This window comes from Alistipes indistinctus YIT 12060, assembly GCF_025144995.1.
Taxonomy (GTDB): domain Bacteria; phylum Bacteroidota; class Bacteroidia; order Bacteroidales; family Rikenellaceae; genus Alistipes_A; species Alistipes_A indistinctus.
Genome location: NZ_CP102250.1, coordinates 395,507 through 421,438, shown reverse-complemented (window position 1 = coordinate 421,438; position 25,932 = coordinate 395,507). Strand labels below are relative to the sequence as shown.

The 25,932-nt window shown below is 53.4% G+C and carries 30 protein-coding genes and 2 tRNA genes; 20 read left to right on the top strand and 12 right to left on the bottom strand.

Annotated elements, in window-relative coordinates; translation table 11 throughout:
* Positions 1 to 16: 16 nt before the first annotated feature.
* The gene (locus tag NQ495_RS02045) at positions 17 to 724 is read left to right on the top strand and encodes a S1/P1 nuclease (protein WP_232208920.1); all 708 of its coding nucleotides are present in this window, start codon (positions 17 to 19) and stop codon (positions 722 to 724) included.
* A 74-nt stretch (positions 725 to 798) separates the two neighbouring features.
* A tRNA-Gly gene (locus NQ495_RS02040) sits at positions 799 to 871 on the top strand.
* A gap of 74 nt (positions 872 to 945) precedes the next feature.
* Here the strand turns inward: NQ495_RS02040 and NQ495_RS02035 are convergent.
* The 6 genes from NQ495_RS02035 to NQ495_RS02010 all read right to left on the bottom strand — a co-directional run bounded on the left by NQ495_RS02035 (position 946) and on the right by NQ495_RS02010 (position 4,469).
* Positions 946 to 1,521, bottom strand: coding sequence for a DapH/DapD/GlmU-related protein (locus tag NQ495_RS02035; protein WP_009134643.1), 576 nt, complete (start codon positions 1,519 to 1,521; stop codon positions 946 to 948).
* The gene (locus tag NQ495_RS02030; RefSeq protein WP_009134644.1) at positions 1,500 to 1,775 is read right to left on the bottom strand and encodes a cyclophilin-like fold protein; all 276 of its coding nucleotides are present in this window, start codon (positions 1,773 to 1,775) and stop codon (positions 1,500 to 1,502) included. Before NQ495_RS02030 ends, NQ495_RS02035 begins: the two co-directional genes overlap by 22 nt.
* 73 nt (positions 1,776 to 1,848) lie before the next feature.
* Positions 1,849 to 2,394 carry a flavodoxin family protein gene (locus NQ495_RS02025; protein WP_009134645.1) on the bottom strand — a complete coding sequence of 182 codons (546 nt, stop codon included), beginning with the start codon at positions 2,392 to 2,394 and terminating at the stop codon, positions 1,849 to 1,851.
* Positions 2,395 to 2,406: 12 nt separating this feature from the next.
* Positions 2,407 to 2,808: a cupin domain-containing protein gene (locus NQ495_RS02020; protein WP_040294730.1), complete on the bottom strand. Its 402-nt coding sequence runs from the start codon at positions 2,806 to 2,808 to the stop codon at positions 2,407 to 2,409.
* 76 nt (positions 2,809 to 2,884) lie between these two features.
* The gene (locus NQ495_RS02015; RefSeq protein WP_009134647.1) at positions 2,885 to 3,883 is read right to left on the bottom strand and encodes an alpha/beta hydrolase; all 999 of its coding nucleotides are present in this window, start codon (positions 3,881 to 3,883) and stop codon (positions 2,885 to 2,887) included.
* A gap of 328 nt (positions 3,884 to 4,211) precedes the next feature.
* Positions 4,212 to 4,469 (bottom strand): GlsB/YeaQ/YmgE family stress response membrane protein, encoded by a 258-nt coding sequence (locus NQ495_RS02010; protein ID WP_009134648.1) that lies wholly within the window; start codon positions 4,467 to 4,469, stop codon positions 4,212 to 4,214.
* Between the two features lie 173 nt (positions 4,470 to 4,642).
* On the opposite strand from NQ495_RS02010, the gene NQ495_RS02005 reads away from it, so the two are divergent.
* Together NQ495_RS02005 and NQ495_RS02000 are read left to right on the top strand one after the other, a co-directional pair.
* On the top strand, positions 4,643 to 5,488 hold the full coding sequence (locus NQ495_RS02005; RefSeq protein WP_009134649.1) for a histidinol-phosphatase: 846 nt from the start codon (positions 4,643 to 4,645) through the stop codon (positions 5,486 to 5,488).
* A 92-nt stretch (positions 5,489 to 5,580) separates the two neighbouring features.
* The gene (locus tag NQ495_RS02000; protein ID WP_009134650.1) at positions 5,581 to 6,507 is read left to right on the top strand and encodes a mechanosensitive ion channel family protein; all 927 of its coding nucleotides are present in this window, start codon (positions 5,581 to 5,583) and stop codon (positions 6,505 to 6,507) included.
* A 3-nt stretch (positions 6,508 to 6,510) separates the two neighbouring features.
* Here NQ495_RS02000 and NQ495_RS01995 read toward each other — a convergent pair whose 3' ends face one another.
* The gene (locus NQ495_RS01995) at positions 6,511 to 6,807 is read right to left on the bottom strand and encodes a nitrous oxide-stimulated promoter family protein (RefSeq protein ID WP_009134651.1); all 297 of its coding nucleotides are present in this window, start codon (positions 6,805 to 6,807) and stop codon (positions 6,511 to 6,513) included.
* 98 nt (positions 6,808 to 6,905) lie between these two features.
* Here NQ495_RS01995 and NQ495_RS01990 point away from each other — a divergent pair, with 98 nt between their 5' ends.
* From NQ495_RS01990 to NQ495_RS01970, 5 genes are all read left to right on the top strand, one after another.
* Complete coding sequence (locus NQ495_RS01990; RefSeq protein WP_009134652.1) at positions 6,906 to 7,583, top strand: fructose-6-phosphate aldolase; 678 nt, start codon at positions 6,906 to 6,908, stop codon at positions 7,581 to 7,583.
* 160 nt (positions 7,584 to 7,743) lie between these two features.
* A complete protein-coding gene (locus NQ495_RS01985) occupies positions 7,744 to 9,186 on the top strand; it encodes a TolC family protein (RefSeq protein ID WP_040294731.1) in 1,443 nt (480 codons plus the stop codon).
* Between the two features lie 112 nt (positions 9,187 to 9,298).
* Positions 9,299 to 10,291 (top strand): HlyD family secretion protein, encoded by a 993-nt coding sequence (locus tag NQ495_RS01980; RefSeq protein WP_009134654.1) that lies wholly within the window; start codon positions 9,299 to 9,301, stop codon positions 10,289 to 10,291.
* Positions 10,292 to 10,301: 10 nt separating this feature from the next.
* A complete protein-coding gene (locus NQ495_RS01975) occupies positions 10,302 to 11,486 on the top strand; it encodes an ABC transporter permease (RefSeq protein WP_009134655.1) in 1,185 nt (394 codons plus the stop codon).
* A complete protein-coding gene (locus tag NQ495_RS01970) occupies positions 11,470 to 12,693 on the top strand; it encodes an ABC transporter permease (protein WP_009134656.1) in 1,224 nt (407 codons plus the stop codon). Before NQ495_RS01975 ends, NQ495_RS01970 begins: the two co-directional genes overlap by 17 nt.
* A 154-nt stretch (positions 12,694 to 12,847) precedes the next feature.
* On the opposite strand, the gene NQ495_RS01965 is transcribed toward NQ495_RS01970, so the two are convergent.
* The 3 genes from NQ495_RS01965 to NQ495_RS01955 form a co-directional block, all read right to left on the bottom strand.
* Entirely contained in the window at positions 12,848 to 13,450 is a 603-nt protein-coding gene (locus NQ495_RS01965; RefSeq protein ID WP_009134657.1) for an acyl carrier protein phosphodiesterase, read from the bottom strand.
* Between the two features lie 40 nt (positions 13,451 to 13,490).
* Positions 13,491 to 14,183 carry an SMUG2 DNA glycosylase family protein gene (locus NQ495_RS01960; RefSeq protein ID WP_040294733.1) on the bottom strand — a complete coding sequence of 231 codons (693 nt, stop codon included), beginning with the start codon at positions 14,181 to 14,183 and terminating at the stop codon, positions 13,491 to 13,493.
* A gap of 150 nt (positions 14,184 to 14,333) precedes the next feature.
* A tRNA-Phe gene (locus NQ495_RS01955) sits at positions 14,334 to 14,406 on the bottom strand.
* Positions 14,407 to 14,611: 205 nt separating this feature from the next.
* Between NQ495_RS01955 and NQ495_RS01950 the strand changes: the two genes are divergently transcribed.
* The 9 genes from NQ495_RS01950 to NQ495_RS01910 all read left to right on the top strand — a co-directional run bounded on the left by NQ495_RS01950 (position 14,612) and on the right by NQ495_RS01910 (position 23,839).
* Positions 14,612 to 16,186 (top strand): NAD+ synthase, encoded by a 1,575-nt coding sequence (locus tag NQ495_RS01950; RefSeq protein WP_040294587.1) that lies wholly within the window; start codon positions 14,612 to 14,614, stop codon positions 16,184 to 16,186.
* An 18-nt stretch (positions 16,187 to 16,204) separates the two neighbouring features.
* A complete protein-coding gene (locus NQ495_RS01945; protein ID WP_009134660.1) occupies positions 16,205 to 16,645 on the top strand; it encodes a SoxR reducing system RseC family protein in 441 nt (146 codons plus the stop codon).
* A gap of 18 nt (positions 16,646 to 16,663) precedes the next feature.
* Positions 16,664 to 17,641 carry an RnfABCDGE type electron transport complex subunit B gene (locus NQ495_RS01940; RefSeq protein ID WP_009134661.1) on the top strand — a complete coding sequence of 326 codons (978 nt, stop codon included), beginning with the start codon at positions 16,664 to 16,666 and terminating at the stop codon, positions 17,639 to 17,641.
* 9 nt (positions 17,642 to 17,650) lie between these two features.
* Positions 17,651 to 18,982, top strand: coding sequence for an electron transport complex subunit RsxC (rsxC, locus tag NQ495_RS01935; protein WP_009134662.1), 1,332 nt, complete (start codon positions 17,651 to 17,653; stop codon positions 18,980 to 18,982).
* Between the two features lie 46 nt (positions 18,983 to 19,028).
* Positions 19,029 to 20,078 (top strand): RnfABCDGE type electron transport complex subunit D, encoded by a 1,050-nt coding sequence (locus NQ495_RS01930; RefSeq protein WP_009134663.1) that lies wholly within the window; start codon positions 19,029 to 19,031, stop codon positions 20,076 to 20,078.
* 5 nt (positions 20,079 to 20,083) lie between these two features.
* Complete coding sequence (locus tag NQ495_RS01925) at positions 20,084 to 20,686, top strand: RnfABCDGE type electron transport complex subunit G (protein ID WP_009134664.1); 603 nt, start codon at positions 20,084 to 20,086, stop codon at positions 20,684 to 20,686.
* Entirely contained in the window at positions 20,679 to 21,266 is a 588-nt protein-coding gene (locus tag NQ495_RS01920; RefSeq protein WP_009134665.1) for an RnfABCDGE type electron transport complex subunit E, read from the top strand. Before NQ495_RS01925 ends, NQ495_RS01920 begins: the two co-directional genes overlap by 8 nt.
* A gap of 2 nt (positions 21,267 to 21,268) precedes the next feature.
* Positions 21,269 to 21,844, top strand: a complete 576-nt coding sequence (gene rsxA / locus NQ495_RS01915) for an electron transport complex subunit RsxA (RefSeq protein WP_009134666.1) — start codon at positions 21,269 to 21,271, stop codon at positions 21,842 to 21,844.
* A gap of 243 nt (positions 21,845 to 22,087) precedes the next feature.
* A complete protein-coding gene (locus tag NQ495_RS01910) occupies positions 22,088 to 23,839 on the top strand; it encodes a BamA/TamA family outer membrane protein (protein WP_009134667.1) in 1,752 nt (583 codons plus the stop codon).
* Positions 23,840 to 23,946: 107 nt separating this feature from the next.
* On the opposite strand, the gene NQ495_RS01905 is transcribed toward NQ495_RS01910, so the two are convergent.
* Entirely contained in the window at positions 23,947 to 24,084 is a 138-nt protein-coding gene (locus NQ495_RS01905) for a hypothetical protein (RefSeq protein ID WP_009134668.1), read from the bottom strand.
* Between the two features lie 53 nt (positions 24,085 to 24,137).
* Positions 24,138 to 24,650 carry a 5-(carboxyamino)imidazole ribonucleotide mutase gene (gene purE / locus NQ495_RS01900; RefSeq protein WP_009134669.1) on the bottom strand — a complete coding sequence of 171 codons (513 nt, stop codon included), beginning with the start codon at positions 24,648 to 24,650 and terminating at the stop codon, positions 24,138 to 24,140.
* Positions 24,651 to 24,753: 103 nt separating this feature from the next.
* Between purE and hpt the strand changes: the two genes are divergently transcribed.
* Together hpt and NQ495_RS01890 are read left to right on the top strand one after the other, a co-directional pair.
* Complete coding sequence (gene hpt / locus NQ495_RS01895; RefSeq protein ID WP_009134670.1) at positions 24,754 to 25,305, top strand: hypoxanthine phosphoribosyltransferase; 552 nt, start codon at positions 24,754 to 24,756, stop codon at positions 25,303 to 25,305.
* Entirely contained in the window at positions 25,286 to 25,924 is a 639-nt protein-coding gene (locus NQ495_RS01890; protein ID WP_009134671.1) for a 7-carboxy-7-deazaguanine synthase QueE, read from the top strand. The genes hpt and NQ495_RS01890 overlap by 20 nt, the downstream gene beginning before the upstream one ends.
* Positions 25,925 to 25,932 lie beyond the last annotated feature (8 nt).

The following is a 25,932-nucleotide window of genomic DNA, read 5'->3' as shown; positions in this document are numbered from 1 at the left end:
TGCATTCGGCTGGGGAATGAAAGGCCATGATATTGTCGCCGCCATCGCCGCCAATAATCTGAAACCCGGAGTAGCGAAAAAATTGAATCGGATTCTGGACGGACATACCCTGATGTATTACTCGTCGTGGATGGATTTTATCCGGAAGGACGAACCTTACCAATACACGGCAACGTGGCATTATGCAAATATCGACGCGGGTGAAACGTATGAGTCGATGCCGAAAAATCCGACCGGCGATGTCCTGACGGCTTTGAATGAAATCATATCTAAATTGCGCTCGGGCACATTGTCCGACAGCATGCAGACCCTGTATGTCAAGTTCTTGATCCATCTGGTCGGCGACATCCACTGTCCGATGCACACCGGGCATTTAAGCGATCTGGGTGCCAATAAAATATCGGTTACCTGGTTTGGAAAACCGACCAACCTGCATGCGGTATGGGATGACATGCTGGTCGAATCGGCGAAAAAATGGAGCTATACCGAATGGGTGGACAATATCGACATCTTGGATAGAAAGCGGAAACAGCAGCTTGCAACAGGTACGCCGGCGGATTGGCTGACCGAAACGCATGCGGTCTGCGAAAAGATATACGAGGATACGCCGGAAGACAGCGAATTGTCCTACCAATACATGTTCGACAATTATCCTGTCGTTGAACAGCAGTTGCTCCGGGCCGGTCTGCGTTTGGCTGATATCTTGAATTCCATTTACAAATAAAATGCTGCATCCTTGCATTTTTTAGGGAAAAAACGGATATTTGCACCACTATGTAGGGAGTGATCTACATATTTGCGGAAATAGCTCAGTCGGTAGAGCATCAGCTTCCCAAGCTGAGGGTCGCGGGTTCGAATCCCGTTTTCCGCTCCGGATAGATTCTGTAATTACAAAAAGAGCCCTGAGACAGGCTCTTTTTTTGTGCATGCGGAGCGGTCCGAGGTTTACAGATTCGGTTCGATGGTTTTAATCCGTTTTGCCGGAATTCCCGCTACGACCGTATTGGCGGGGACGTTTTTTGTAACGACCGAACCGGCACCGACAACGGCATTATTTCCGATAGTGATTCCCGGAACGACCGTTACCCCCGCACCGATCCAGACATTACGGCCGATTACGATCGGTGCCGGATAGAGGGACTGCCGCTGTTGCGGCGCCATGCCGTGATTGAGCGTTGCGAGCGTCACGTTGTGGCCGATTAGCGAACCGTCCCCGATAACGATGCCGCCTTGATCCTGAAAATGACAGCAGGAATTGATGAAAACATTTTTCCCGATCGTCGTATTTTTGCCACAGTCGGTGTAGAAGGGCGGAAACATACGGAACGATTCATCGACCGGTTTTCCGGTCAATTGTGAAAACAGGGCCCGTATCTCTTCCGGAGTATGGTAGGAGCCGTTCAGGCGGAACGTGATGCGCATCGCTTCATTACTCAGTTCGTGCATATATTCGAATGCTTCGGAATCGCTGTAAACGGGGGCACCGCTGTTCAGGTGCTTCAAAAAATCATATAGTTCCATAATTGATTATTTATCAGTTCAAATTTTAGGAAAATCTGGCCACTGCAGAGAAACATTTCCAGGGCAGAAGGATTATCGATGCTCCCGATCGGTGTGTATCGGTACGGGAATGGGAACGTTTTGTAAAACAGCACCAGGCTGTTGAAGCCGTAGAGCATGATATCGCCGCTATGGATCGTCCCTATATCGGAAGGAGTTGCCGGCAAAGCGCAGGGGAGATAATGATATTTTTCATTGTCGTTCAGTTCGCCCATCGTTGCAGCCGCACAAACAGGCGGACAACAGTATGGCATAGGCGGATATGGCGGACATAACGGTTTTTACAACCTATGCTTCTCCGACTTTATGTCCCAGGTCATAAGCCTCCTGCATCGCCGGATTGCCTTTGATCTCCCCGGCATGCCATACCCCCAAGCCGTACACTACACCTTTGATCGTTGCTCCGTCGAGACAATCGAGAAATCCTTGGAACGTATCGATCGTTCGCTCCATTTTCTTTTGGTCGTCTTCGGCCGCCGTAACGATAAAGTAAAATTCCTTGTTCTGCATTTGTGTATAGAGGCCGCAGCAACGATCGATCAACGTCTTCATCTGTGCGCTCATCGTATAAAAGTATACGGGTGTCGCCATCACGATCACGTCGGCGGCTAGCATTTTATCGAGAATTTCGGACATGTCGTCTTTTTGCGGACAGGGTTTGCCATACAGGCTGCAAACGCTGCAACCCGTACAATAACGAATGGCCTTGTCGCCGAGGAAAATCTTTTCCGCCGGGAACCCCGCCTCCCGGGCTCCGCGCAGGAATTCGTTGCAAAGCGTATCTGAGTTGCCGCCGCGGCGGGGAGATGAGGAGAGGATGAGTGTCTTTTTCATGTCGTTTAATCTTTATTCGGTTGCCCGGTTGTATTCTTCATCGGTTACTTCACCGAGCCATTCGACTTGGTTTCGACTCGCTTCCGGAGTAATCCCAATATGTGTGAAACGGCTGTCCGGCGCCGCACCGTGCCAATGAATCGTCCCTGCCGGGATATTTACCACGTCTCCGGGGATTAAACGGCGTGCCGGAGCGCCTTGTTCCTGATAAAATCCGATTCCTTCGGTGCAGAGCAAGATTTGTCCCACGGCATGCCGATGCCAATAGTTGCGGGTCGAAGGGGCGAAAGTGACATTGTAGATTTGGCAGTCGTATCCGGGTTCGGCCGACAGCGTACGAAGCCATGCTGCGCCGGTAAAATTGTCGGATACGGGTACACCCAGTCCGAATACAGGTTCTGTTGTCGTTTGCATCGCGGTAGAGGTTTTACTGTTGCAGGCGACTGTCATCAAGAGGCAAGTTGCCAGTAATATACGTTTCATAATATTGTTATTGCAGGTTTTGGGTGAAGAATTCATTCAGTTTGTCGAACGGAATCAGCGCTACCCGGTCGTAAAGATCCACATGGCCCGCTCCCGGGACGATATAGAGTTCTTTCGGCTCCGAAGCCAATTGGTAGGCGTCTTCACTGAAATAACGGGAATGGGCCCGCTCGCCGGCGATGAACAGTACAGGACGCGGAGAAATCAGTTCGATATTCGCGAATGGGAAAAAGTTCATCATCGGTGCGCTGCTCGTGTAGGTAATGCCGGTCGTACAGCGCGGATGCTGTCCGCGAGGTGTGCGGTAATAATCGAAAAACTCTTTGGCTACCTCCGGGGAGTGTTCGTCGATGGAGTCGGGTGTACCCATCAGCATCCGTACGGGAGCACCGTCGACTTCACTCCACCGTTGTGCCGCAATTTCCTCGAGGTATTTTTTGCGTTCGGCGACACCCATCACATCCAGATACCCCTGGCGGCGCTCCCGCCCCATATCGTACATGCTGACCGTCGCAACCGCCCTGATCCGCGGATCGATGGCTGCGGCAGCGACACCGAATCCGCCGCTTCCGCAAATACCGATGGCTCCGATCCGGTTCCGGTCGACGAACGGTTGCTTTCCTGCAAAATCTACGGCGGCGCTGAAATCATCCACATAAGTTTCGGGCGATGCCAGATGACGCGGCGTACCGCCGCTCTCTCCGCCATACGAAAGATCGAAAGCGAGGGTGACGAATCCGCGTTCGGCCAGTTGCTGGGCATAGAGTCCGCTCGACTGCTCCTTGACTCCGCCGAAAGGATGTCCGATAACAATAGCAGCATGTTCCTGCGACCGGTTCAAATTTTTGGGCAGGTACATATCTGCTACGACTGTAATGTCGTACCGGTTTTTGAACGATACCTTTTCCACGCTTACCTGATCGCTCTGCGGGAAAGTTTTGTCCCAAACCTGGGCCGCTGCAGAAAGGCTTGCCGCCATCGCTGTTAACAAAAAAAGTCGTTTCATCGGATAGGGTTATTGGTTGTATTGCAAAGGTAGGAGCGCACCCTATTTGTATTTGTAAACGAATTACAGGGAATATTACCCGGATTACGGTTTATGCTGTGTCAAGATCGATTCCTTAATTGGAAGTGGCGGGAATTGTCGGAAAACCGTACTCCGGAAGGGCAAGGCTGTTTCGTGCGGTCTGATTCTCCATGGACACGGACGGTCAATGCCGAATCACAAAAACACGAGCCGCCGGATAAATTAATTACCCGGCAGCTCGTCCGTATATCCTATAACTTATTATCGGTGTTTCGTAAATACCGATTAGGATGCGTTTATACGTCAATCAATAATGTTCCCGTTTCCGACGGGTCAGGCCCGAAGCGATCAGCAACAGTACGATCGCACCGGCGACCGAGGTAATCAAGCTGCCGAGCGTGCCGACGGCAATGAGTCCGAACAGACTGAAAAGCCAACCGCCCAGAACGCCGCCGATAATACCGACGATCAGGTTCAGCCAGAATCCCGATCCGTTGCCTTTGACGATCAGGCTGGCGACATACCCGGCCACGAGCCCGATGAGCATATACCAAAGAAAATACATAATTGGAGGTTTTAAGTTGTATATCAGTTACTCCAATAGTTATGCCACAACGGGCCGGCCGGGCGTAAAGCCGACATGTCCCGGTTATGTTTCTTTTTTTATACCGGGACCATGTGCCTCTCCGGTGCAGGCTCCATTGCCTCGCGGCGGAAATATTATTATCTTTGTCAGCCATGAACAACCTGACCAACTACCATAGCCATACTTCGTTCTGCGACGGCAAAGCCCCGATGGAAGCATTCATCGCCGAGGCTGTCCGGCAAGGTTTTACCAGCTACGGCGTTTCGTCCCATGCGCCGCTGCCGTTTCGCACGCGCTGGACGATCGACGACCGGGAACAGACCGGGTTATACCTGCAGGAGTTCGCCCGGCTCAAACGGCTCTACGGCGACCGGATAGAGCTGTACGTAGGTCTGGAGATCGACTACATGGATGAGGATCAGCAACCTGCAAACGATTATTTTCAAAGTTTACCGCTGGACTACCGGATCGGATCGGTGCACCTGCTGCACTCGACGCAAGGCGAGATTGTCGATATAGACACTAGGCCGGAAGTTTTCCGCGAGCATGTACGCCTGCATTTGGGCGGCGACCTGAAGCGGGTCGTGCTGGCCTATTTCGACAAGTTGATGCGGATGATCGGGCGGGGCGGATTCGATTTCATCGGCCATGCGGATAAAATCTCGTACAACGTTTCCTGTTGTGAGCCCGACATTCTCGGCCAGCAGTGGTACAAAGACAAAATTTCGGAATACTTTACCTTTATCGCCGAAAAGGGCGCGATGATTGAGGTGAATACGAAAACGCTACACCGGAACGGCTTCCTCTATCCGAACAAAGAACACTTCGGACTGATCCGGACACTGGGCATCCCGGTGGTGGTCAATTCCGACGCTCATCTGCCCGAATTGATCAACAGCGGACGCCCCGAGGCGCTCCGGCTATTGAAGGCATCCGGTATCGGTGCCGTTTGGCAGCTGGAGCGCGGCGTATGGACGGAAGTGCCTATCGGAGAATAAGCCGCCGCCCCGCCTGCCGCGAATCGCCAAACCTGGACCGGCCGGAATGTTTTGAAACCGCACGAATGTTTAATTTAACCTGATATACGTCAATGTTGTTGCCGCTTTTGCTTTCGGCCGCAAAGAATGCAGCCGACACCACACACAAGATCGATTTCGCACAGAAGCTCGAATCCTTTTCGGATATGTCCCTGCGGCAGATGGTCGAGCATGTCACCGGTGGCGTGATCTCCATCGCGATCAAGATTTGCATCGCCGTAGCGGTCTATTTCATCGGCCGGTGGCTGATCCGTTACATCCGCCGCATCATGGGACGAATGATGGAACGGCGTCAGGTCGATCCGTCCCTGCGCACGTTCCTGCAAAATCTGGTTAAGATCGCGCTGACATTTTTCCTGATCACGGTTATCATCGGCATCCTGGGAATCGATACCACCTCGTTCGTCGCGTTATTCGCATCGGCAGGTCTGGCTATCGGTATGGCCCTCAGCGGCACGTTGCAGAATTTCGCCGGTGGAGTGATGGTACTGCTCTTCAAACCGTACCGGGTCGGTGATTTCATCGAGGCACAGGGCCAGTCGGGCACCGTCAAGGAGATACAGCTGTTCAACACCGTGCTCAATACGGCCGACAACAAGACCATTCTCGTTCCGAACGGGAGCCTGTCGACCGGCATTATCAACAACTATTCACGGGAAGCGCGCCGCCGGGTCGACTGGACATTCGGCATCGGTTACGGGGACGATTACGATTTTGCGAAGGCGACGCTCGCGGAGTTGCTCGATGCGGATAGCCGCGTGATGAAAGATCCGGCCTATTTCATCGCTTTGCAGAGTCTCGGCGACAGTTCGGTCAATATCGTGGTACGGGCCTGGGTCTCCACCGCCGATTACTGGAGCGTCTATTTCGACCTGAACGAGAAGGTGTACAAAGTATTCACCCAGAAGGGCATCAACATACCGTTCCCACAGATGGATGTGCACCTGATTCCGTCTCCGGCCCCGGAGAAAGAGGCGTAAAAATCACCCGAAAAGGTGACGGATGGCATCCCAGGGATAATGCCACAGCATACGGGGCCCGGCATAACGCATGACCCGACGCATCCGTTCCCGCATTTCCGGCTTGTAGCAATGTACTTTACAGTTGCGGCAGGCCGGTTTTCGTTCACCGAACCGGCAACGGTCCAACCGGGCAAAAGCGTACTCCTGCAGCTGACGGCAGCTATCACACACAGCCCGGTTACCCTCTTTGCAGCGGCAATACAGGCGGATCATCTGTGCGACCACCTTCTTTTCGTATGCGATCCTGTTTCGGGCCATGTCGAATTGATTGTTCCGGTAGCTAAGATAAGCATTAATTTTGTAGCTTTGCAGCCGAATTAAAAGATGATATTGGAGGTTTAAACAGGTAAAGAGTTATGAAACTGATTATTGACGATGCAAACCTGGACACGATCAAAGGTCTGTATGAGTATTTTCCGGTAGACGGAGTGACGACCAACCCGACCATTTTGGCCAAAGAGGGCAAAAATCCGTACGAGGTGCTGATGGCCATCCGCGAATTTATCGGTCCCGATGCAGAGTTGCACGTACAGGTCGTCGGGAAAAATGCCGACCTGATTTACGAAGAGGCTCATATGATCCGCAAAAGGCTGGGTAATAATACGTTTATCAAGGTTCCGGTTACGCGCGAGGGGCTGAAAGCGATCAAGGTTCTCAAAAAGAACGGATTTCCCGTCACGGCCACGGCCATTTATACGCACATGCAGGCTTTTCTGGCCGGGAAAGCCGGGGCCGATTACGCAGCCCCGTATGTGAACCGTATCGACAACCTGGGTGTCGACGGGATTCGCGAAGCAAAAGAGATCCACGATATTTTCCGCAACAACAATATGGCGACGGAGGTGCTGGCCGCCAGTTTCAAGAACTCGCAGCAGGCGCTCGAACTGGCCAAACACGGGGTAGGAGCCGCCACGATCTCGCCCGATGTGATCGAAGGCCTTGTTGCCATTGATGCCGTAACGCATGCGGTGGATGTATTTATCCGGGATTTCGAATCTTTCTGCGGCAAAGGCACCAATATGCTGAACGTCTGAGAGTATAAAGTCGCCGTGACGACACCGGCGGACAGTTCCCCGAAGCCCCGGCTCCTTTTGTGAGCCGGGGCTTTTCTTTGCGCAGGGGAAATGGCGCAATTCTTGCGATTGGGTCAGGGCGAACAACCAAACGATGACCATGTTGTATAAAACTTACCCGATCATTCGGCGCGTAACCGGTTTCGGCCTGCTGGGACTGGGGCTCTCCTGCCTGCCTGCAGTCGCGCAGGAGAGGCCGCTGGAATTGAGCCTGGAGCAATCGCTGAAGATGCTGCATGAAGGCAACCGGAGCCTGCAAATTGCCGGTAAAGAGGTCGAGATGGCCGAAAGCGAACATCGCCGGACGAGTTCCTTTTGGTATCCGATGCTTAACGTAACCGGAGCTTATGTCCACATGTCCAATCCGGTCGAGGTGAAGCAGCCGCTGAACCAATTCACCGATCCGGCCAAGGATTTTATCCATTCGGTTTTGCCCGACGACCAACTGATCTCATCGATCCTCGATAAAATAGGCAGTTATTCGCTACGTTTCCCGCTCGCACCGCAGAATGTTTCGACCATCGACGCCAATCTGACGTGGCCCATTTTCGCGGGCGGCAAGCGTATCTATGCCGGACGAATCACCCGGTCGATGGTCTCGATCGCCGAAGAGAACCGGGGGCAGGTCGATGCCACCGTGCAAGCCATGCTGGTGGAGAGTTATTTCGCAGTCCGGTTGGGACAGCGGGTGGTCGATGTACGGGAACAGACGCTCCGGTCGCTCGAGAAGCATTACCAAAATGCACTGAAGCTGGAAGCCAACGGCATGATCGACAAAGCTGAACGCCTGTTCGTGCAGGTGAATATGGACGAGGCCAGGCGTGAACTGGAATCGGCCCGCAGCGATCTGGGTGTGGCACAAAGCGCGCTCAAGGCGATTATCCGGGTCGATTCCGCCGAAATACATCCTGTCTCGCCGCTTTTCATCAACGATACGTTGCCGCCGGTGGCCTACTTCAAAGGAGAGGTCGGCGACAACAACTATGTGGTCAATCAGCTTAAACTGCAGGACGATATCGCCGATAACCAGCTTCGGATCGGCCGGGCCGGGTATGTGCCCACGATTGCGCTGATGGGCAAGCAGACGCTCTATTCAAACGGCATCCAGAAAAACCTGATACCGCGCACATTTGTCGGGGTGGGATTTACCTGGAACCTGTTCGACGGCCTCGATCGCGAGCAGAAGATCCGGCAAGCGAAAATTACGAAGCAAACCGTTGGAATCACCCGGGATAAAGCCATAGATGATATAAGCGTAGGCATCGACAAGTTTTACAGTCAGATGCAAAATGCGCTCAGCAGTGTAAACGCGCTCAATACGACCATCGAACTGAGCCGGGAATTAGTCCGGATGCGCAAAAAGGCTTTCACCGAAGGAATGGCCACGTCGACCGAAGTTGTCGATGCCGAAGTGATGCTCTCCAAAGTGGAAATCGCCTCGCTGCTGGCTTTTTACCAATACGACGTAGCGTTGATCAACCTGCTTTCAGCCTGCGGGATTCCCGACACTTTCCGGAATTACAGTGAAACAGGCCGGAGTGAACACTTCGTTTTCGCACCTTAACACCATGCCGAGACCAGAAAATAATCCGGAGGCTATTTGATAACCTATGTAATGAACAAGCAATCCCCGGCCCGGACACAAAATTGATAATGTGATTTTTAACAGATTAACCATGGATAACTCTAAAAAATACCTGAGCATCGCATTTGTAGTCATTCTCGTCGTCGTCGTGATTGTCTCCGCGTTGGGCATCTGGATGCTCGGCCGCAAGCCCGTCATCCTGCAGGGGCAAATCGAAGCGACAGAAATCCGCATTTCAGGCAAGCTTCCCGGCCGGATCGATACTTTTTTGGTCGAAGAGGGGCAAAACGTGCGGAAGGGCGATACGCTGGTGGTGATCAACAGTCCCGAGGCGCTGGCCAAATACGAACAGGTGAACGCCATGGAAAACATCGCCGTTTACCAAAACCAGAAGATCGACGACGGCACGCGCAAACAGATCGTCGAATCGGCCCGCCAGCTCTGGAATAAATCCAAATCTGACCTAAGCCTGGCCAAAGTGACCTACGACAGGATTTCGGCCCTTTACCGGGACAGCGTCGTCACGTCGCAGCGCAAAGATGAAGTAGAGGCGCTTTATAAAGCGGCACAAGCCGGAGAACGGGCCGTCTACGAACAGTACCAGATGGCGCTCGACGGAGCGCAGAAACAGGATCGTGAAAGCGCCCGGTCGCTGGTCAATGCGGCCCGCGGTGTAGTGGGAGAGGTGAGCGTCCTGTTGCAGGATGCACGGCTGGTAGCCCCGGAAACGGGCCAGATCGCCGCGATTTATCCCAAACGCGGTGAGTTGGTCGGCGCCGGCACTCCCATTATGAGCCTCGTGGTACTCGAAGACGCCCATGCCGTATTGAATATCCGCGAAGATCTGCTGCCGCATTTCAAAATGGGCGAAACCTTCCGGGCCGATGTTCCTGCGCTCTCCCAAAAAGGAGTCGTCTTCCGGATCAACTACATCAGTCCGTTGGGAAGCTATGCTACCTGGAGGTCGACGAAACAGACAGGAAGTTACGACCTGCGTACTTTCGAGTTGCACGCATTACCCGAACCACAGCTGGAGGGATTGCGTCCCGGCATGTCGGTACTGGTGAATATGGACGAACAATAATCCGTACCCGATGCGAATGCCGCAGCAAAACAGTCCGTTTGTTTCCGTGCTCCGCAGGGAGTGGGGCAGGATGACATCCCGAAGGCTCTACTTCGGAGCGTGTGTCGTATTGCCGCTGTTCTGCATCTTTTTTATGGCGACGATATTCGGCTCAGGACAGATGGAGCGCATTCCGATAGGAATCGTCGATCTGGACTGGAGCGCCACCTCGCGCGACATCTCGCGTACGGTGGAAACTGTGCCGACTTTTGCGGTGACCGCACATTTCTCCGATCAGGAGTCGGCCCGCAAAGCCACGCAGCAGAAAAAAATCTACGGGTATCTGGTCATTCCTCCCAATTTTGAATCGGACGTGCTTGCCGGCCGGCCGGCCACGTTGTCCTATTATTACCACTATGCACTGCTGAGTGTGGGCAGCGAGGTGCGGGGGGCATTCGAAACGGTGTTGCAGCCGCTTTCGATGGGACCGATCGTCAGCGAGGCTACTGCGCTGGGCGTGAGTGAAAGTACAGTAATGAATTTTCTGGTGCCGGTGAACGTGCAGAGCCATCCGCTGTACAATCCCGATCTTGACTATTCGGTTTACCTGAGTCATCCTTTTTTCTTCATTCTGTTCCAGGTACTCATATTGCTGGTGACGGTTTATGCCCTGGGCAGCGAGATCAAGTTTCGCACCGGAGATGCATGGCTGGAAAGCGCCGACGGCAATATCTTTACGGCCGTGGTTGCCAAACTGCTCCCGTATACCGTGATTTTTATCGTGATGGCGATTTTTGCCAATTACGTCATGTTCGGCGTGCTGCACATCCCTTTTTCATGCGGTTTCTGGCCGTTGAACCTAACCGCCGTACTGTTCGTGATAGCCACGCAAGCGCTGGGTGTCTTCATCTTCTCGATTTTCCCGGCGATCAGCATCATCATCAGTATCGCTTCGATGGTGGGATCGCTCGGAGCCACGCTTTCCGGAGTGACCTTCCCGGCCCCGTTCATGTTCCCGGCCGTTTATTATGCCTCGTTCCTCTTTCCGGTGCGCCATTTCGTCGAAATCAACCAGAACCTGCTGTACGGGGATTACGGCTTTGCGTATACCTGGCAAAACGTGGCCGCGCTGTTCCTGTTCATTCCGGCGGCACTGCTGCTGTTACCGCGCCTTAAACGGGCCGTTTTGAGCCATCGCTATGAAAACATCGATTAAAATAAAAAACGGATTGTCGGATATCGCGGCGATCGTGGCCCGGGAATTCCGGATCATCTCCACGAGCTACGCCATCCTGCTGGTGCTGATCGGAGGAATCTTCATCTACGGCTTCCTTTACAATTACATGTATGAACCGAACCTGATCCGCAATGCACCCGTCGCGGTGGTCGATCGGTCGCACAGCGCGCTGAGCCGCCAATACACCCGACTGATCGATGCTGCGCCGCAGGTGAGCGTCTACACGACCGAACCGGATTTTCCCGGCGCCAAAGAGTTGCTGAAAAAGGGCGAAGTAATCGGAATCATCTACATCCCCGACGACTTCGAGACGCGTGTCAACCGGGGCGGGGAGGCGGTCTTCATCATGTACGGGACTACCGATGCATTCCTCTATTATCTGGCAATGCAGGAAGCATCGGCCGGGGCCATGATGGAGCTCAACGGCCGGTATCGTCCCGAGATGCTGGTTTTTCTGCCGCAGCAGGACGTCCAGCAGATTACGCAGGCCAAAGCCATATCCGTCGTGGGCACCGCCCTGTACAATCACACCGAAGGATACGGCAGTTACCTGATTCCGGCGGTTCTTATGGTGATTATTTTCCAAACCCTGCTGATGGTCATCGCCATGATCAGCGGCGGCGAACGCCATCAGGGAACGATCCGTTGGTTTGCCCCGCAAGGGTTGTCCATGGGGCACATGGCCCGCATCGTGATCGGCAAGACCTTCGTCTATTGCATGCTGTATGCGGTATTCGCCCTTTTCCTGCTGGGCCTGATGCCGGTCATATTCAGTCTCCCCGACATCGGACTGCGTTATGAAATCGTCATGCTGATGATTCCGTACCTGTTGGCCACATCTTTTTTCGGGCTGGCCGCTTCTGTCTTTTTTACCGATTCGGACGCTCCGTTGCTGATGATCGCTTTCTTCTCGGTAGGCCTCATCTTCCTGTCGGGCGTCTCTTATCCGCTGGAGCTGATGCCGTGGTACTGGCGCGCCGCGCATTACATATTCCCGGCCGCCCCGGGCACGCTGGCATTCGTAAAAGCCAACTCCATGGGTGCTTCCGTGTCCGATATCCGCCCCGAATACATAACCCTGTGGATACAGAGCGCCGTCTATTTCCCATTGGCCTGCCTCGCATACCGCCACAACATCCGCAAGGCCGCTTTCACGGCACCACAACCCGCTACCGTTTCGAAATAGCAATTATTTAGATACATATCGGGAATATTCGATACTCCTTGGGGTATGTAGAAACCTTGCTATCTTCTTTGTCACGTCCAGTAATTGCATCTCTCTTCGCATACGAAAGCCGCGGATGCCAAAGAACGTGCGGCTTTCTTTCGGATATGCTGCCTTATTTGCCTTTAGCGGATTGGTGTGTCGCTATCCAATCGGCACAATAGAGTTGCAGTGAACCGAAAAATGGCTTGAAATCCACCCAAAGTTCCTCCTCGTGCGTCGCCAGGTAATCCACGGCCCTCTCTACCGGAAGTTCGATCCGGCCGACGCGGACCATAATCTCCAGTGAATTGCGGATACCGCCTACCGAAGCATATTTGTCCAGGCGGCCGGTGCCGATAAAATGCCACATGAACCGTTTGATCCGTGCCGGCAAACGATGACGATAAAGGATCATCGTCCAGTAAAAGTTTCTGGTGAATCTTTTTAACGGCACCTCGGAGAATTCCTGGAACCGCGACGCCAGCAGATAGTCGAAGTAAATGTCGGCCAGAATGGACGAATATCGTCCGAAACAGGGCTTGAGCCGCCGCACACATTCGATGAACGCAGGATGGTGGTCCGTATAGTCGTCTATTGCACGATGGAGCAAGATGCCTTTCCGGATCGCCGACGGATAATCGTTGTAAGAGTTGCCTTTTACCGCGTCGCCGATGAAATTGCCGAGTCGGATTTGCCGGTCCGGTCCGGATAGAAAAATATGGGCAAGGTAGTTCATAGGTTCTGTTTGCAATGACCGACTGCACGGTAGACATGTGTCAGGAGCGTTCCAACGTCAAAATATATTTGTCGATATACGAACGCTGATCTTTGGATTTGTATTGCTGGATGTATCTCGGATGTTCGAGTACGGTCAACCGGCCGAACAGTTTGGCTTTCCTGTTGAGTTTTTCGATATAATCGGCATTTTTCTTTCCCAGGATAAAAACTTCGGAAGTATCCAATCCGAGGCCGATGTGTTTCTTTAGCGAGTCGATCATGAAATTTTCCGTCATCCGAAATAGGGTGGGGTCGTCATAATAGTTGGCATTTAACCATTTGCCCTCTTTTGTCTGACGGACGATGGCCAGCGGGAACGGTGAGTTGATGTAAAACTGCCGGTAAAACTTTCCGGCCCCGCCATACTCGCGGATCATTTCGTACATGAAAACGGAAGAAACCTCATGCGTATGCGCCGAAGTCATCCGAATGCCGCAAACCTCTTCCAAACGCTTCGTATCGGTAAACGGCACGCCGGTCACTCCCGCACCGTGCCTGCTGGGGTTGATTCCGACGATAAACCTGCGCGGTTCCGAATCGTTGTAATATTTCCGGTAGAATTGCTCCATCACTTGTAGCGTCTCCGGATTATCCAGATAAGGATTCATGACCTGAAAACCCTCGGGCAGCTCGCCGGTATAATGTAAATTCCGGTTGAATTCAACGATCCTATCCGCAAATGTGTTAGCCATGGCCATACTAAAATTGAAAGCAGTACAGGAATTTCCGATAAACGATTTGCGAGAAACCTTTATCGGTTTTGCTGCTGCATCCATGCAACGGGGATAAAAGCAAGATTCCCCGAACTTAGATCAAGTCCAGGGAATTTGCGGTTTCATTAGTGGTGCCACCAAGAATCGAACTAGGGACACACGGATTTTCAGTCCGTTGCTCTACCAACTGAGCTATGGCACCATGTTTTTTGTTTGACGGTGCAAAGATAGGGATAAATTTTAATTAAACAATAGCCCGTGTGATTTTTATAAAGATTAGTGGCTGCGGGCTTTTCGGAGTAACGTAACTTCGATCCATTTATTATAGGATGAACACGGAAAAAGGTGGCACGTATAAACAAAAATTGTATCTTTGCAGGGATTACTAATCTATAACGTCGGCGGCAATGAAAATAGCGTTAGCACAGATGAACTACACGATCGGTGACTTCGAGGCGAATAAGATGAAGATTATCGGTTGTGTCAACCAGGCTAAAGCCCAGGGCGTGGACCTGCTGGTATTCAGCGAGCAAGCCGTCAGCGGCGCTCCTGCCTACGACCTGCTCAACAAAGTCTCGTTTTTGGACCTGTGCGAAGATTCGCTTGTAGAGATCGCCTCCTATTGCGACAATATTTCCGTGCTGGTCGGCATGCCCGCCCAAAGCACGAACAACAAAACAATCAGCGTAGCCGCCCTGATCGAGGACCGGAAGATCAAACGGTATGTCGGTAAAAAAACGATCGATTCGCGCGACGAACTCTTTCATCTCTCCCCGTCGAAAGGTTGCGAGTATATCAAAATACGCGGCACGAAAGTCGCCGTGGTCGTAGGCAGCGACATCAAGACCGAACAGGAGTACGGCGACTATGCCGACATTATCGTCAATCTGTGCAACAGTCATTATATGCGGGGCTGCATCGAAAACCGGTACGATTTTTACCGCAGACTCGCATTCATGACGGGTAAGACCGTCGTGTACGTCAACAACGTGGGCGGGCAGACCGATGTGATTTACGACGGTTCGTCCGCTGTCTTTAACAGCCGGGGCGAAGCGCTCGCGTTGCTGAAAAGTTTCGAGGAGGATTTCCATGTAATCGATCTGAATGCGGACGTCCCCCCCTGCAAAATTCCCGAACAAAATAAAACCATCAACGTATACCGCGCCATCAAGCTGGGGCTCGGGGACTTTTTCCGAAAAAACGGCTTTCTCTCGGCCTGCATCGGACTGTCGGGCGGGATCGACTCCGCGGTTGTGGCCGCCCTGGCTGCCGAAGTATTGGGGCCGGAAAATGTACACGTCCTGCTGATGCCTTCGCAGTTCTCTTCCGACCATTCGGTCGATGATGCCCGTATTTTGGCGGAAAACCTCGGAGCGCGGTACCAGATCGTCCCGATCACACAAACATTTGCAACGCTGACCCAGACCCTCGGCCCTATTTTTGGTGAACTGCCGTTCGACGTGACTGAAGAGAATATGCAGGCCCGTTTGCGGGGCATGATGCTGATGGCCCTCTCTAATAAATTCGGGCATATCCTGCTGAACACCTCCAACAAGAGCGAAAGCGCGGTCGGTTACGGAACGCTGTACGGCGACAGTGTCGGGGCGATCAGCATTATCGGGGATCTCTACAAGTCGGAAGTTTACGACCTGGCCCGCTACATCAACCGCAACGGTGAAATTATACCGTCCAATACGATCCTGAAAGCGCCTTCGGCAGAACTGAGGCCCAACCAAAAGGATTCCGATACCCTCCTGCCGTATGACATTCTCGATGCGATCCTGTACCGCATGCTGGAAGAGGGACAGAGCCGCGAAGAGATTATCAACGCCGGTTTCGATGAAGAGGATGTGTACCACGTTTACGGCATGGTCATCCGCAACGAGCACAAACGCTACCAGTTCTGCCCGGTACTGCGCCTGTCGAGCTGCGTGCTGGGCAAGAACCGGATCATGCCGCTCACCAGCCGCTACGGTTGTTAATCCAAGGAAACTACTGCGGTGAAAGACACAATCACACACAAAGGTACCGTCGTTCAGAGCGGCAGGGGTACGGTAGACGTACTGATGCGGCCCGAGAGCGCCTGCGGAGCCTGCCATGCCCGTAAAGTATGCGGGATGGAAGAGGGTGAGGAGAGGATACTCAACGTCGTCACGATCAATGCGCACACATACCGGGAAGGAGAAGAGGTGAACGTCTCTATTTCGGAAGGAATGGGGATCAAAGCGGCGTTGATAGCCTATGCTTATCCGTTCCTGCTGGTCTTCGTCCTGTTGATCGCCCTGCTGCAAAGCGGCATCAGCGAACTCGTCGCTGGCCTTTCGGGACTCGGTGTCCTGGGCGCCTATTATGTGGTGCTGTATCGGTTCCGGAACCGTATCGCCAAAGAGATTCAGTTCAGCATCAGTAAAATAGAACAAGATAACGGAATAGAGGAATAAAGAGGTCGGAAGAATCGAATGAACGAAACATTGCTGTTTACCGTTTTAGTGCTTTGCATTTTGGGTGTACTATCTGCTGTGATCCTCTATTTCGTCGCGCAGAAGTTCAAGGTGGTGGAAGACCCCCGTATCGGAGTCGTCGAAGGCATGCTTCCCGGTGCCAACTGCGGCGGCTGCGGATTTCCGGGCTGCAAGGGCATGGCGGATGCCTTGGTGAAAAACGATGACCTCTCCGCGCTTTACTGTCCGGTAGGCGGCGCCGGCACCATGCAGGGAATAGCGTCTTACCTGGGGAAAGCCGTTGCCGATAAAGGTCCCGAAGTAGCGGTAATCCGCTGCGCCGGAAATTGCGACAAACGTCCCCGGACCAATATTTTCAACGGAGCCTCGTCCTGTGCCGTGGAAGCAGCCCTGTATGCCGGTGAAACTTCCTGCACATTCGGATGCCTGGGGCAAGGCGATTGCGTAACGGTCTGTTCGTTCGGAGCCCTGAGCATGAATCCCATTTCCGGACTGCCGGAGGTGGACGAGGACAAATGCACGGCCTGTGGCGCATGCGTCAAGGCTTGCCCCAAATCCATTATCGAATTACGCAAAAAAGGTGTCAAAGGGCGTCGCATCTACGTGGCCTGCTCAAGTAAGGAAAAGGGAGCGCTGGCCCGCAAAGCTTGCTCCGCGGCCTGCATCGGCTGCGGGAAATGTGTCAAAACCTGTCCGTTCGGAGCGATTTCGCTCGACAACCATTTGGCTTATATCGATGCCGAATTGTGTAAACTTTGCCGTAAATGCGTCGTGGAATGCCCTACGGGCGCGATACTCGAAGTGAACTTTCCGCCCCGCAAAAAAGAGCCGGTTACGGCAGCTACACCGCCGGCCGATCGTATTCCGGCTTTAGCTACTGTTACAGTGCCGAATAACAGCGGTTCCGATACTCCTGCGGTTACGCCGCATCCGAATACCAAACCGCAAAACCCAAGCGAACCCACACTATTTTAGCCGGACGAAATGTTGAAAAGTTTCAGGATAGGAGGTATTCATCCTCCCGGTAACAAGATCAGCAAGGATGCACCCATTACGACGGTTCCGTTGCCGGATTCGGTGACCGTACCGCTTTCCCAGCATATCGGGGCCCCGGCCGAACCCTGTGTAGGCAAAGGCGATTATGTGAAAGCCGGGCAACTGATCGGACAGGCTGCGGGATTCGTGTCGGCCAATGTGCACAGCCCTGTTTCGGGCCAGGTGACAGCCGTCGATTCCGTGCCGGACGCAGGAGGCATTCGTAGAATAGCGGTCACCATCAGGCGGGAAGGAGACGAATGGGCCGATGGGATCGACTGCGGCGACACACTCATCAAAGAGTGCTATCTAACCGATGAAGAGATTATTGCCAGGATAACGGCGGCGGGTATCGTCGGCATGGGGGGAGCTACTTTCCCCACGCAGGTCAAACTGAGCGTGCCGCCCGGCAAACGGGCCGAATACCTGATCGTAAACGGAGCCGAGTGCGAACCTTACCTGACGGCCGATTACCGTACAATGCTGGAACGGGGAGCCGAAGTGTTGGTCGGCATAGATATTTTATGCAGAGCGCTCGGGGTAACGAAAGCGTTCATCGGTATCGAAAATAATAAACCGGACGCCGTTTCACACCTGACTGCGCTCGCCATCGGCTACCCGCAAATCGAAATCGTGCCGTTGCGCACGAAATACCCGCAAGGAGGCGAGAAGCAGTTGATCCAGGCTCTTCTGGGGCGTGAAGTGCCTTCGGGCGGGCTGCCTATCGACGTCGGCGCTGTCGTGCAGAATATAGGAACCGCGTTTGCCGTGTACGAGGCTGTGCAAAAGAACAAGCCCTTGGTCGAACGGGTCGTAACCGTTACCGGTAAAACGTTGGCCCATCCGGCTAACCTGCTGGTGCGAATCGGAACTCCGATCCGCTCATTGATAGAGCTTTGCGGCGGCATGCCTCAAGATTCGCTGAAAGTAATCAACGGCGGTCCGATGATGGGACGGGCGGTGTCCAATATCGACGCTCCGGTCACGAAAGGGACGTCGGGCGTAGTGATTATGCGTAACTGCGAAGCCCTCAGACCCGCATCCGGCAGTTGCATCAAATGCGCCAAGTGCGTCAGCGTCTGCCCGATGGCACTGGAACCGTACCTGATGAGCAAACTGTCCCAGCGCGGCCGGTACGATGAACTCGAACCGCTGAAAATCACCGATTGCATCGAATGCGGTTCCTGCGCCTATACCTGTCCGGCAGCACTTCCGCTATTGGATTATATCAGGCTCGGTAAAAGCGAAACGATCAAAAGGATACGAGCCCGTAAATCCTGAATAAACGACAAAGAAGAACACTACCCGCATATTCCGATTGAGCCCAATGGAGAAGAAATTAGTCGTATCGCCTTCACCCCATATACATACCCCCGTCTCGACGACGAGGCTGATGATCGACGTGCTCATCGCGCTTTTTCCCGCGCTGGTCGTTTCGGTGATCGTTTACGGCGGTTCAGCGTTGCTGGTAACGGGTGTCGCAGTCCTCTCTTGTGTACTGTTCGAATACCTGATCCAGCGTTACCTGTTGAACGGACGGCCGACGGTGGGGGATTGCTCGGCTGTTGTGACGGGCGTCCTGCTCGGTTTCAACCTGCCTCCGTCGTTGCCGGTGTGGATGATTATACTGGGTGCGCTGGTGGCTATCGGGGTAGGGAAAATGACATTCGGCGGCCTGGGCTGCAACCCGTTTAATCCTGCACTGGTCGGCCGTGTCTTCCTGCTGATCTCTTTCCCCGTACAAATGACCGTATTCGCCACGCCGGAAGGAGTCGATTCCCTTTCGGGAGCATCGGCCATGGCAGATGAAATGCTCACTGAAGTAGGTCCGGCCGTGGATGCGATATCAGGCCCGACGCTGTTGGGGTATGTCAAAACAGCTCTGAGCAGCGGCCAAACCACGGCCGACATCGCGCATAAAATCTCCTACGGGGACATGCTGCTCGGCTTCAAGGCCGGTTCGCTCGGGGAAATCGCGGCACTGGCGTTGCTGTTGGGATTTATCTACCTGCTATACCGCAAAGTCATTACCTGGCATATTCCCGTTTCCGTAATCGGTTCGATGGCCGTGTTCAGCGGCATTTTATGGGGAATAGACCCGTTGCACTACATGAATCCGCTGTTCCAAGTCCTGACCGGCGGCGCATTGCTGGGCGCTATTTTTATGGCGACGGACTATGTAACCTCCCCGATGACACCGCGCGGAATGGCCGTTTATGGGATCGGCATCGGGGTTATCACCATCCTGATCCGCGTATGGGGCGCCTATCCGGAAGGTATGTCGTTCGCGATCCTGATTATGAATGCCGTGGTTCCGTTGATTAACAAATATATCAAACCCAAACGATTCGGCGCAGTGGCCCGGGCGATAAAATGACGGATATGGAAAGTTCGCTGAAAAATATGATCCTGACGCTGTTGACAATTACCCTGGTCGCATCGCTGGCCGTCGGGGTGGTTTACCGCGTTACGGCCGGGCCGATCGCCGAAGCCAAAGCGGCCAAAATTACACAGGCAATCGCAAAAGTGCTCCCTCCGTTCGACAACCGGCCCGGAGATTCAGTACAGGCCTTGGCGATTGACGGCGGGGAAATAAAGATCTATCAGGGTACCCGACAGGGACAAACGGTCGGCTACGCCATCGAAACGTTCTCGAACAACGGTTTCGGGGGAATAATCCGTCTGATGGCAGGTTTTCTTCCCGACGGCACGATCTACCGGGTCGAAACATTGTCGCAAAGCGAGACACCCGGACTCGGCGACAAAATGGAGAAGACGAAATCGGACTTCGCTTTGCAGTTCGACAATAAAAACCCCGGGACCTTCCGGCTGTCGGTCAAAAAAGATGGAGGCGATGTGGATGCGATTACCGCCGCCACCATCTCGTCGCGCGCCTACACCGATGCCGTGGCAAGGGCCTATAAGGTATTCGGGCAGATAACCGGCACAACCGATAAAACAGGAAAGGAGGCGAATCATGAGTAAACTGCAACTGCTGACCAAAGGCATCATTCGCGAGAATCCGACGTTCGTTTTGCTGTTGGGCATGTGCCCCACGCTCGGTACCACCACCTCTGCCGTCAACGGCATGGGTATGGGGTTAGCCACGCTCTTCGTGCTGACACTGTCGAACGTGGTGATTTCGCTGGTCAAAAACCTGATCCCGGCACAGGTCCGCATCCCGTCGTTCATCGTAGTGATCGCCGCTTTCGTTACTGTCGTACAGCTCTGTATGGAGGCCTACACACCGGACCTGTACAACACGCTGGGCGTCTACATTCCGCTGATCGTCGTGAACTGTATCATACTCGGCCGGGCCGAGGCATTCGCCTCAAAGAACAACGTGCTCGACTCGGCTATGGACGGACTGGGCATCGGATTGGGGTTCACGCTTTCTCTGACGGTGATCGGCGCAGTACGGGAGATGCTCGGCAGCGGAGCGATATTCGGCATGAAATTCATCCATGGCGACGGAATGCTGTTGTTTATCCTGGCTCCGGGAGCATTCATCGTACTGGGCTACCTGCTGGTGCTGTTCAATAAATTAATGGCTAAACTCAAATAGGGATGGAGTATTTCGTTATTATCATCAGCTCGATCTTTGTCAACAATATCGTCCTGTCACAGTTTCTGGGCATCTGCCCGTTTCTGGGCGTATCGGGTAAAGTCTCGACATCGCTGGGGATGGGGGCCGCCGTGACGTTCGTGCTTGCCATCGCCTCGATCGCCGCTTACCTGATCCAATATCATATCCTCGTGCCGCTGCATATCGAGTATATGCAAACGATCGTATTCATCCTGGTGATCGCGGCACTCGTGCAGATGGTCGAGATCATGCTCAAGAAAGTAAGTCCTGCGCTTTATCAGGCGCTCGGTATTTTCCTGCCGCTGATTACTACGAACTGCGCCGTCCTGGGAGTGGCCATCCTCTTGGTGCAAAAAGAGTACAACTTGGGCGAAGCGGTGGTATATGCCGTAGCCGTAGCGGTCGGATTCACGTTGGCGCTGGTCCTCTTTGCCGGCCTGCGGGAACGGTTGGAACTGGAGAATGTTCCAAAAGCATTGCGGGGTGTCCCCATCGCATTGATTACAGCCGGCATTCTGGCGATGGCCTTTATGGGATTTTCCGGATTGGTGCGCTGACAAGAAGAAGCAAAAAAGAATCCGTAACTATCCATAACATGGAAATCACAGGAGGGGCGGCAAAAAGTCGCCCCATTTTGTATCGTTTTTCACCGATTTTACGTTAAATCCAAAAATAATTCTATATTTATCTTTGTGTGTCGTGCCGTCCGATCCGACAACCGATCCGATAAAGTGTCCTTACGCCTTCACATAGTCCTGCCCGTTATTTTGGCGATGCTTTGCATCCCCAAGGGGTTTTCTATGGATTCCGACCGGAAGAAAGATTCGCTCGACCGTAAAGGGAAGGAACGCGAACTCAAGGAGCTGCCGGACAGACAGCAAAAGAAAGACAAGGAAGGCCCGCGACGTTTCACCTCTTTTATTTACAACTCGATCAAGGCCCGTCCGCGCAACCCGGAAGAAGAACAACGTGCGCTCCGGCGCGAGAACGACTACATGTCCCGTTTTGCCGGACGCACGATCGGAGAGATACACGTCTACCGCAACAATGTTTTCGAGGGAAGCAACCGGTGGGTCGACCGGACTCTCAATTCCATGCACTATCCGACCCGGGAGAAGCAGATTCGCAACGACCTGCTGTTCCATACGGGCGATACGCTCGATCCGGTGGAAATACGCAACAACCGCCGCCTGCTGCGGTCGCGCGATTACATTACCGATGTCAATATCCTCGCCGTTCCGCGTCCGGATGATACCACGATCGTAGATATGTACGTCCTGACGAAAGACAAATGGACGATCAGCGCGGACCTCGATATCGACAGCGACGGCCCTTCGTCGGTCGAAATCTACGACGATAACTTCCTCGGCCTCGGCGACCGGTTCAGCATCCGGACTTATCTGGACTGGAAGCACGCCTTCCGGTACGGCGGCAACCTCGTGGAGTATTCCATGCCCAATATCGGCGGGACTTTCTGGGACGGCAGGGTGGTAGCGGGGCAGGGCTTCGACAATTCGGCATACGGGATCGAACTCAAGAAAGAGTTTATCCGCCCCACGGACTATGGTGCCGGGGCTTCGTTCATGTACAAGCGCGACCTGATCGATATTTTCCCGCCCGACACGTCCATTCATGCCCGTTGGACGATACTCGACCTTTGGGGGGGACGGGCTTTTGCGATACCGGCCTTGCGGAACAGCCTCTATTTCACGGCTCGCTTTTTCAACCTCCATTACACCGACCGCCCCGAAGTATCGAGCACGCTAAACCCATATTTTCACAGCAATTCGATGGTGATCGGCAGTATCGGTTTTTACAAGGAGCGCTTTCAGCTGGCCAGCCTGATCTATGGCTACGGCGTACCGGAGGATATAGCTTACGGCTACCGCACGGCTTTCCTGACGGGATACTCCTGGGGAGAATTCGGAAACCGGTGGTATTTCGGCGGGGAGTTCAGTGCCGGATATTTTACGCGGATCGGTTATTTTGGGATCGGGGCAGGTTTGGGCAGTTACCTGAACCAATCCGGCGGCCAGTTCTACCGCACGACGCTTTCGGCCCGGATTACCTATTTTACCAACCTGATGGGAAGCGGACGATATCCGGTCCGCCAATTCCTGACCCTGAATGCGACAAGGGGCTGGAATCGCCTGGACGGATTCCGTGAAACACTGGAGTTCAACTCCGTGGCCGATTTACGGGGCATGAAAGAAGAGGTATACGGCACCAACCGCATGGTCCTGAATACGGAAACTGTCGTGTTCACGCCGTGGCATATCGCCCAGTTCAAAATGGCGATGTTCGGTTTCGCCGATTTCGGCCTGATCGGCGACAACGGCAATATTTTCAAGAATAATTTTTATGCGACGGTAGGGCTGGGGATTCGGATCAAGAACGAACACTTGATTTTCAATACGATCAGCATCCGTTTGGGCGTAGCCCTGAATAAAAACGGATTCATGGATTCTCATTACTTCGACCTGTCGAACCGCGACCGCAATAATCCGATCCGGTATATCCCCGTCAAAGCCGCGCCGATCGATTATTTGTAACCATGAAAGGCCTTTAATCTTACACCTCCACAAATTGTAACCGCTGTCGTCTCTCGGATATGTACAATGGCATGCGTAAGATCGCACGAGATGACGGTTACTGCGAATTACTTTCTTTGCAATGAGTCCGCGGCAGGAGCCTCCTTATTGAACATCCCCCGGGTGACGTCGACAATCTCCTTTTCGATATACTTCCATCGGGTCGCAATCCCGATCAACAGCAGGATGATGAGTATGATCATCATCCTTACTGTTGTCTTATTGGGTTTTACGGGCGTTTGATCGTCCATAAGGGGGATTAGTTAGTCTTAAATTTCATTTTGACCTGCGCCAGTTCCGCATTGGCTTTTTCGATTTTCTTGGCGAGCGTCGCCTTAAATTCCAGCACCTTGCCCATCAGCGCTTCATCGCCGGTGGCCATGATTTGTGCGGCAAGAATCGCTCCGTTGCGGGCACCGTCGAGCGCCATCGTGGCCACGGGGATACCCGCAGGCATCTGCAAAATTGACAGGATGCTGTCCCACCCGTCGATCGAGTTCGACGATTTGATCGGAATGCCGATTACAGGCAGCGGGGTGAGCGCAGCGATGACACCGGGCAGGTGAGCCGCGCCGCCGGCACCGGCAATAACCACCTTAATGCCCCTTTTGTGGGCGTTTTTCGCGAAATCCATCACCAATTCGGGCACACGGTGTGCCGAAAGCGCGTTAATTTCGTACGGAATTTCCATTTCATCGAAAAATTTGGCGGCCTCCTCCATGATCTTCAGGTCCGAGGTACTGCCCATGATAATGCTCACTTTGGGTGTCATGTGCGGTGCGGTTTTATTATTGGCGATTAATTGCTAATTTTGCGCAAAGATAAGCACAAACGGCCGATTTCACACAGGCCGTCCGCGATAAAATTTCACGAATATGGCTGCGACCCAGACCATCCGCCTGCACAACAAAACATTCCGGCTCTCCATTCCGCACGACCGACTGGTCGGAGCGATCGGGGAAGTCGCCCAAAGGATCAACCGCGATTATGCCCGGCGGGAGTGCCCCTTGTTTCTGGGAGTGCTCAACGGTTCGTTTATGTATATGGCCGAGCTGCTCCAGCATATCGATTTCACCTGTGAGGTCTCTTTCGTCAAGCTGGCCTCTTACAACGGCACCTCGTCCACGGGGGCGGTGCAGGAGCTGATCGGGTTGACCAACAACCTCCGGGGACGCCATATCATTATCGTCGAGGACATCGTCGACACGGGCGGCAGCATAGAACACCTGATCCGTTCGCTCATCGGGCACAACCCCGCCAGCATATCGGTATCCACATTACTGTTCAAACCCGAAGCTTACAAAAAAGAGCACAAGATCGATTACTACGCGATGGCGATCCCCGATAAATTCATCGTAGGCTACGGATTGGACTACGATCAGCTGGGTCGCAACCTGAAAGACATTTATGAACTTGCAGCAGAATAACGAGGATCTGCTCGACGGCGGCCGCCGCCTGCCGCTGGTCGAGGATTTTTACACGATACAAGGCGAAGGATTCCACACCGGTAAACCCGCTTATTTCATCCGCTTGGGCGGTTGTGACGTAGGATGCCGTTGGTGTGACGCCAAAATGACGTGGAATCCCAAACTTTTCCCGCCGACCGAGGTAGACACAATCGTGGAACGGGCCTGTTCCTACCCCGCACAAGCCATCGTCATCACCGGGGGAGAACCGTCGCTCTATCCGCTGGACTATCTGACCGATGCTTTAGCCAAAAAAGGATTGCAGATTTTTCTCGAAACCTCCGGTGCTCATGAATTGAGCGGGCACTTCGACTGGATTTGCCTCTCTCCGAAAAAACAGCAACCGCCCGTTCCTTCGGTTTTTCCGAAAGCCGATGAACTGAAAGTGATTATCGAAACACCCGGCGATTTCGCTTGGGCGGAAGAGAACGCTGCTAAAGTAGGGGAGCGGTGCCGCCTTTACCTGCAACCCGAATGGAGCCGCTACGATGGGATGATCGAAGCGATCGTGGAGTATGCGAAAGGCAATCCGCAATGGAATATCTCAGTGCAAACACATAAGTATATGAGAATTCCGTAGCCTTACCT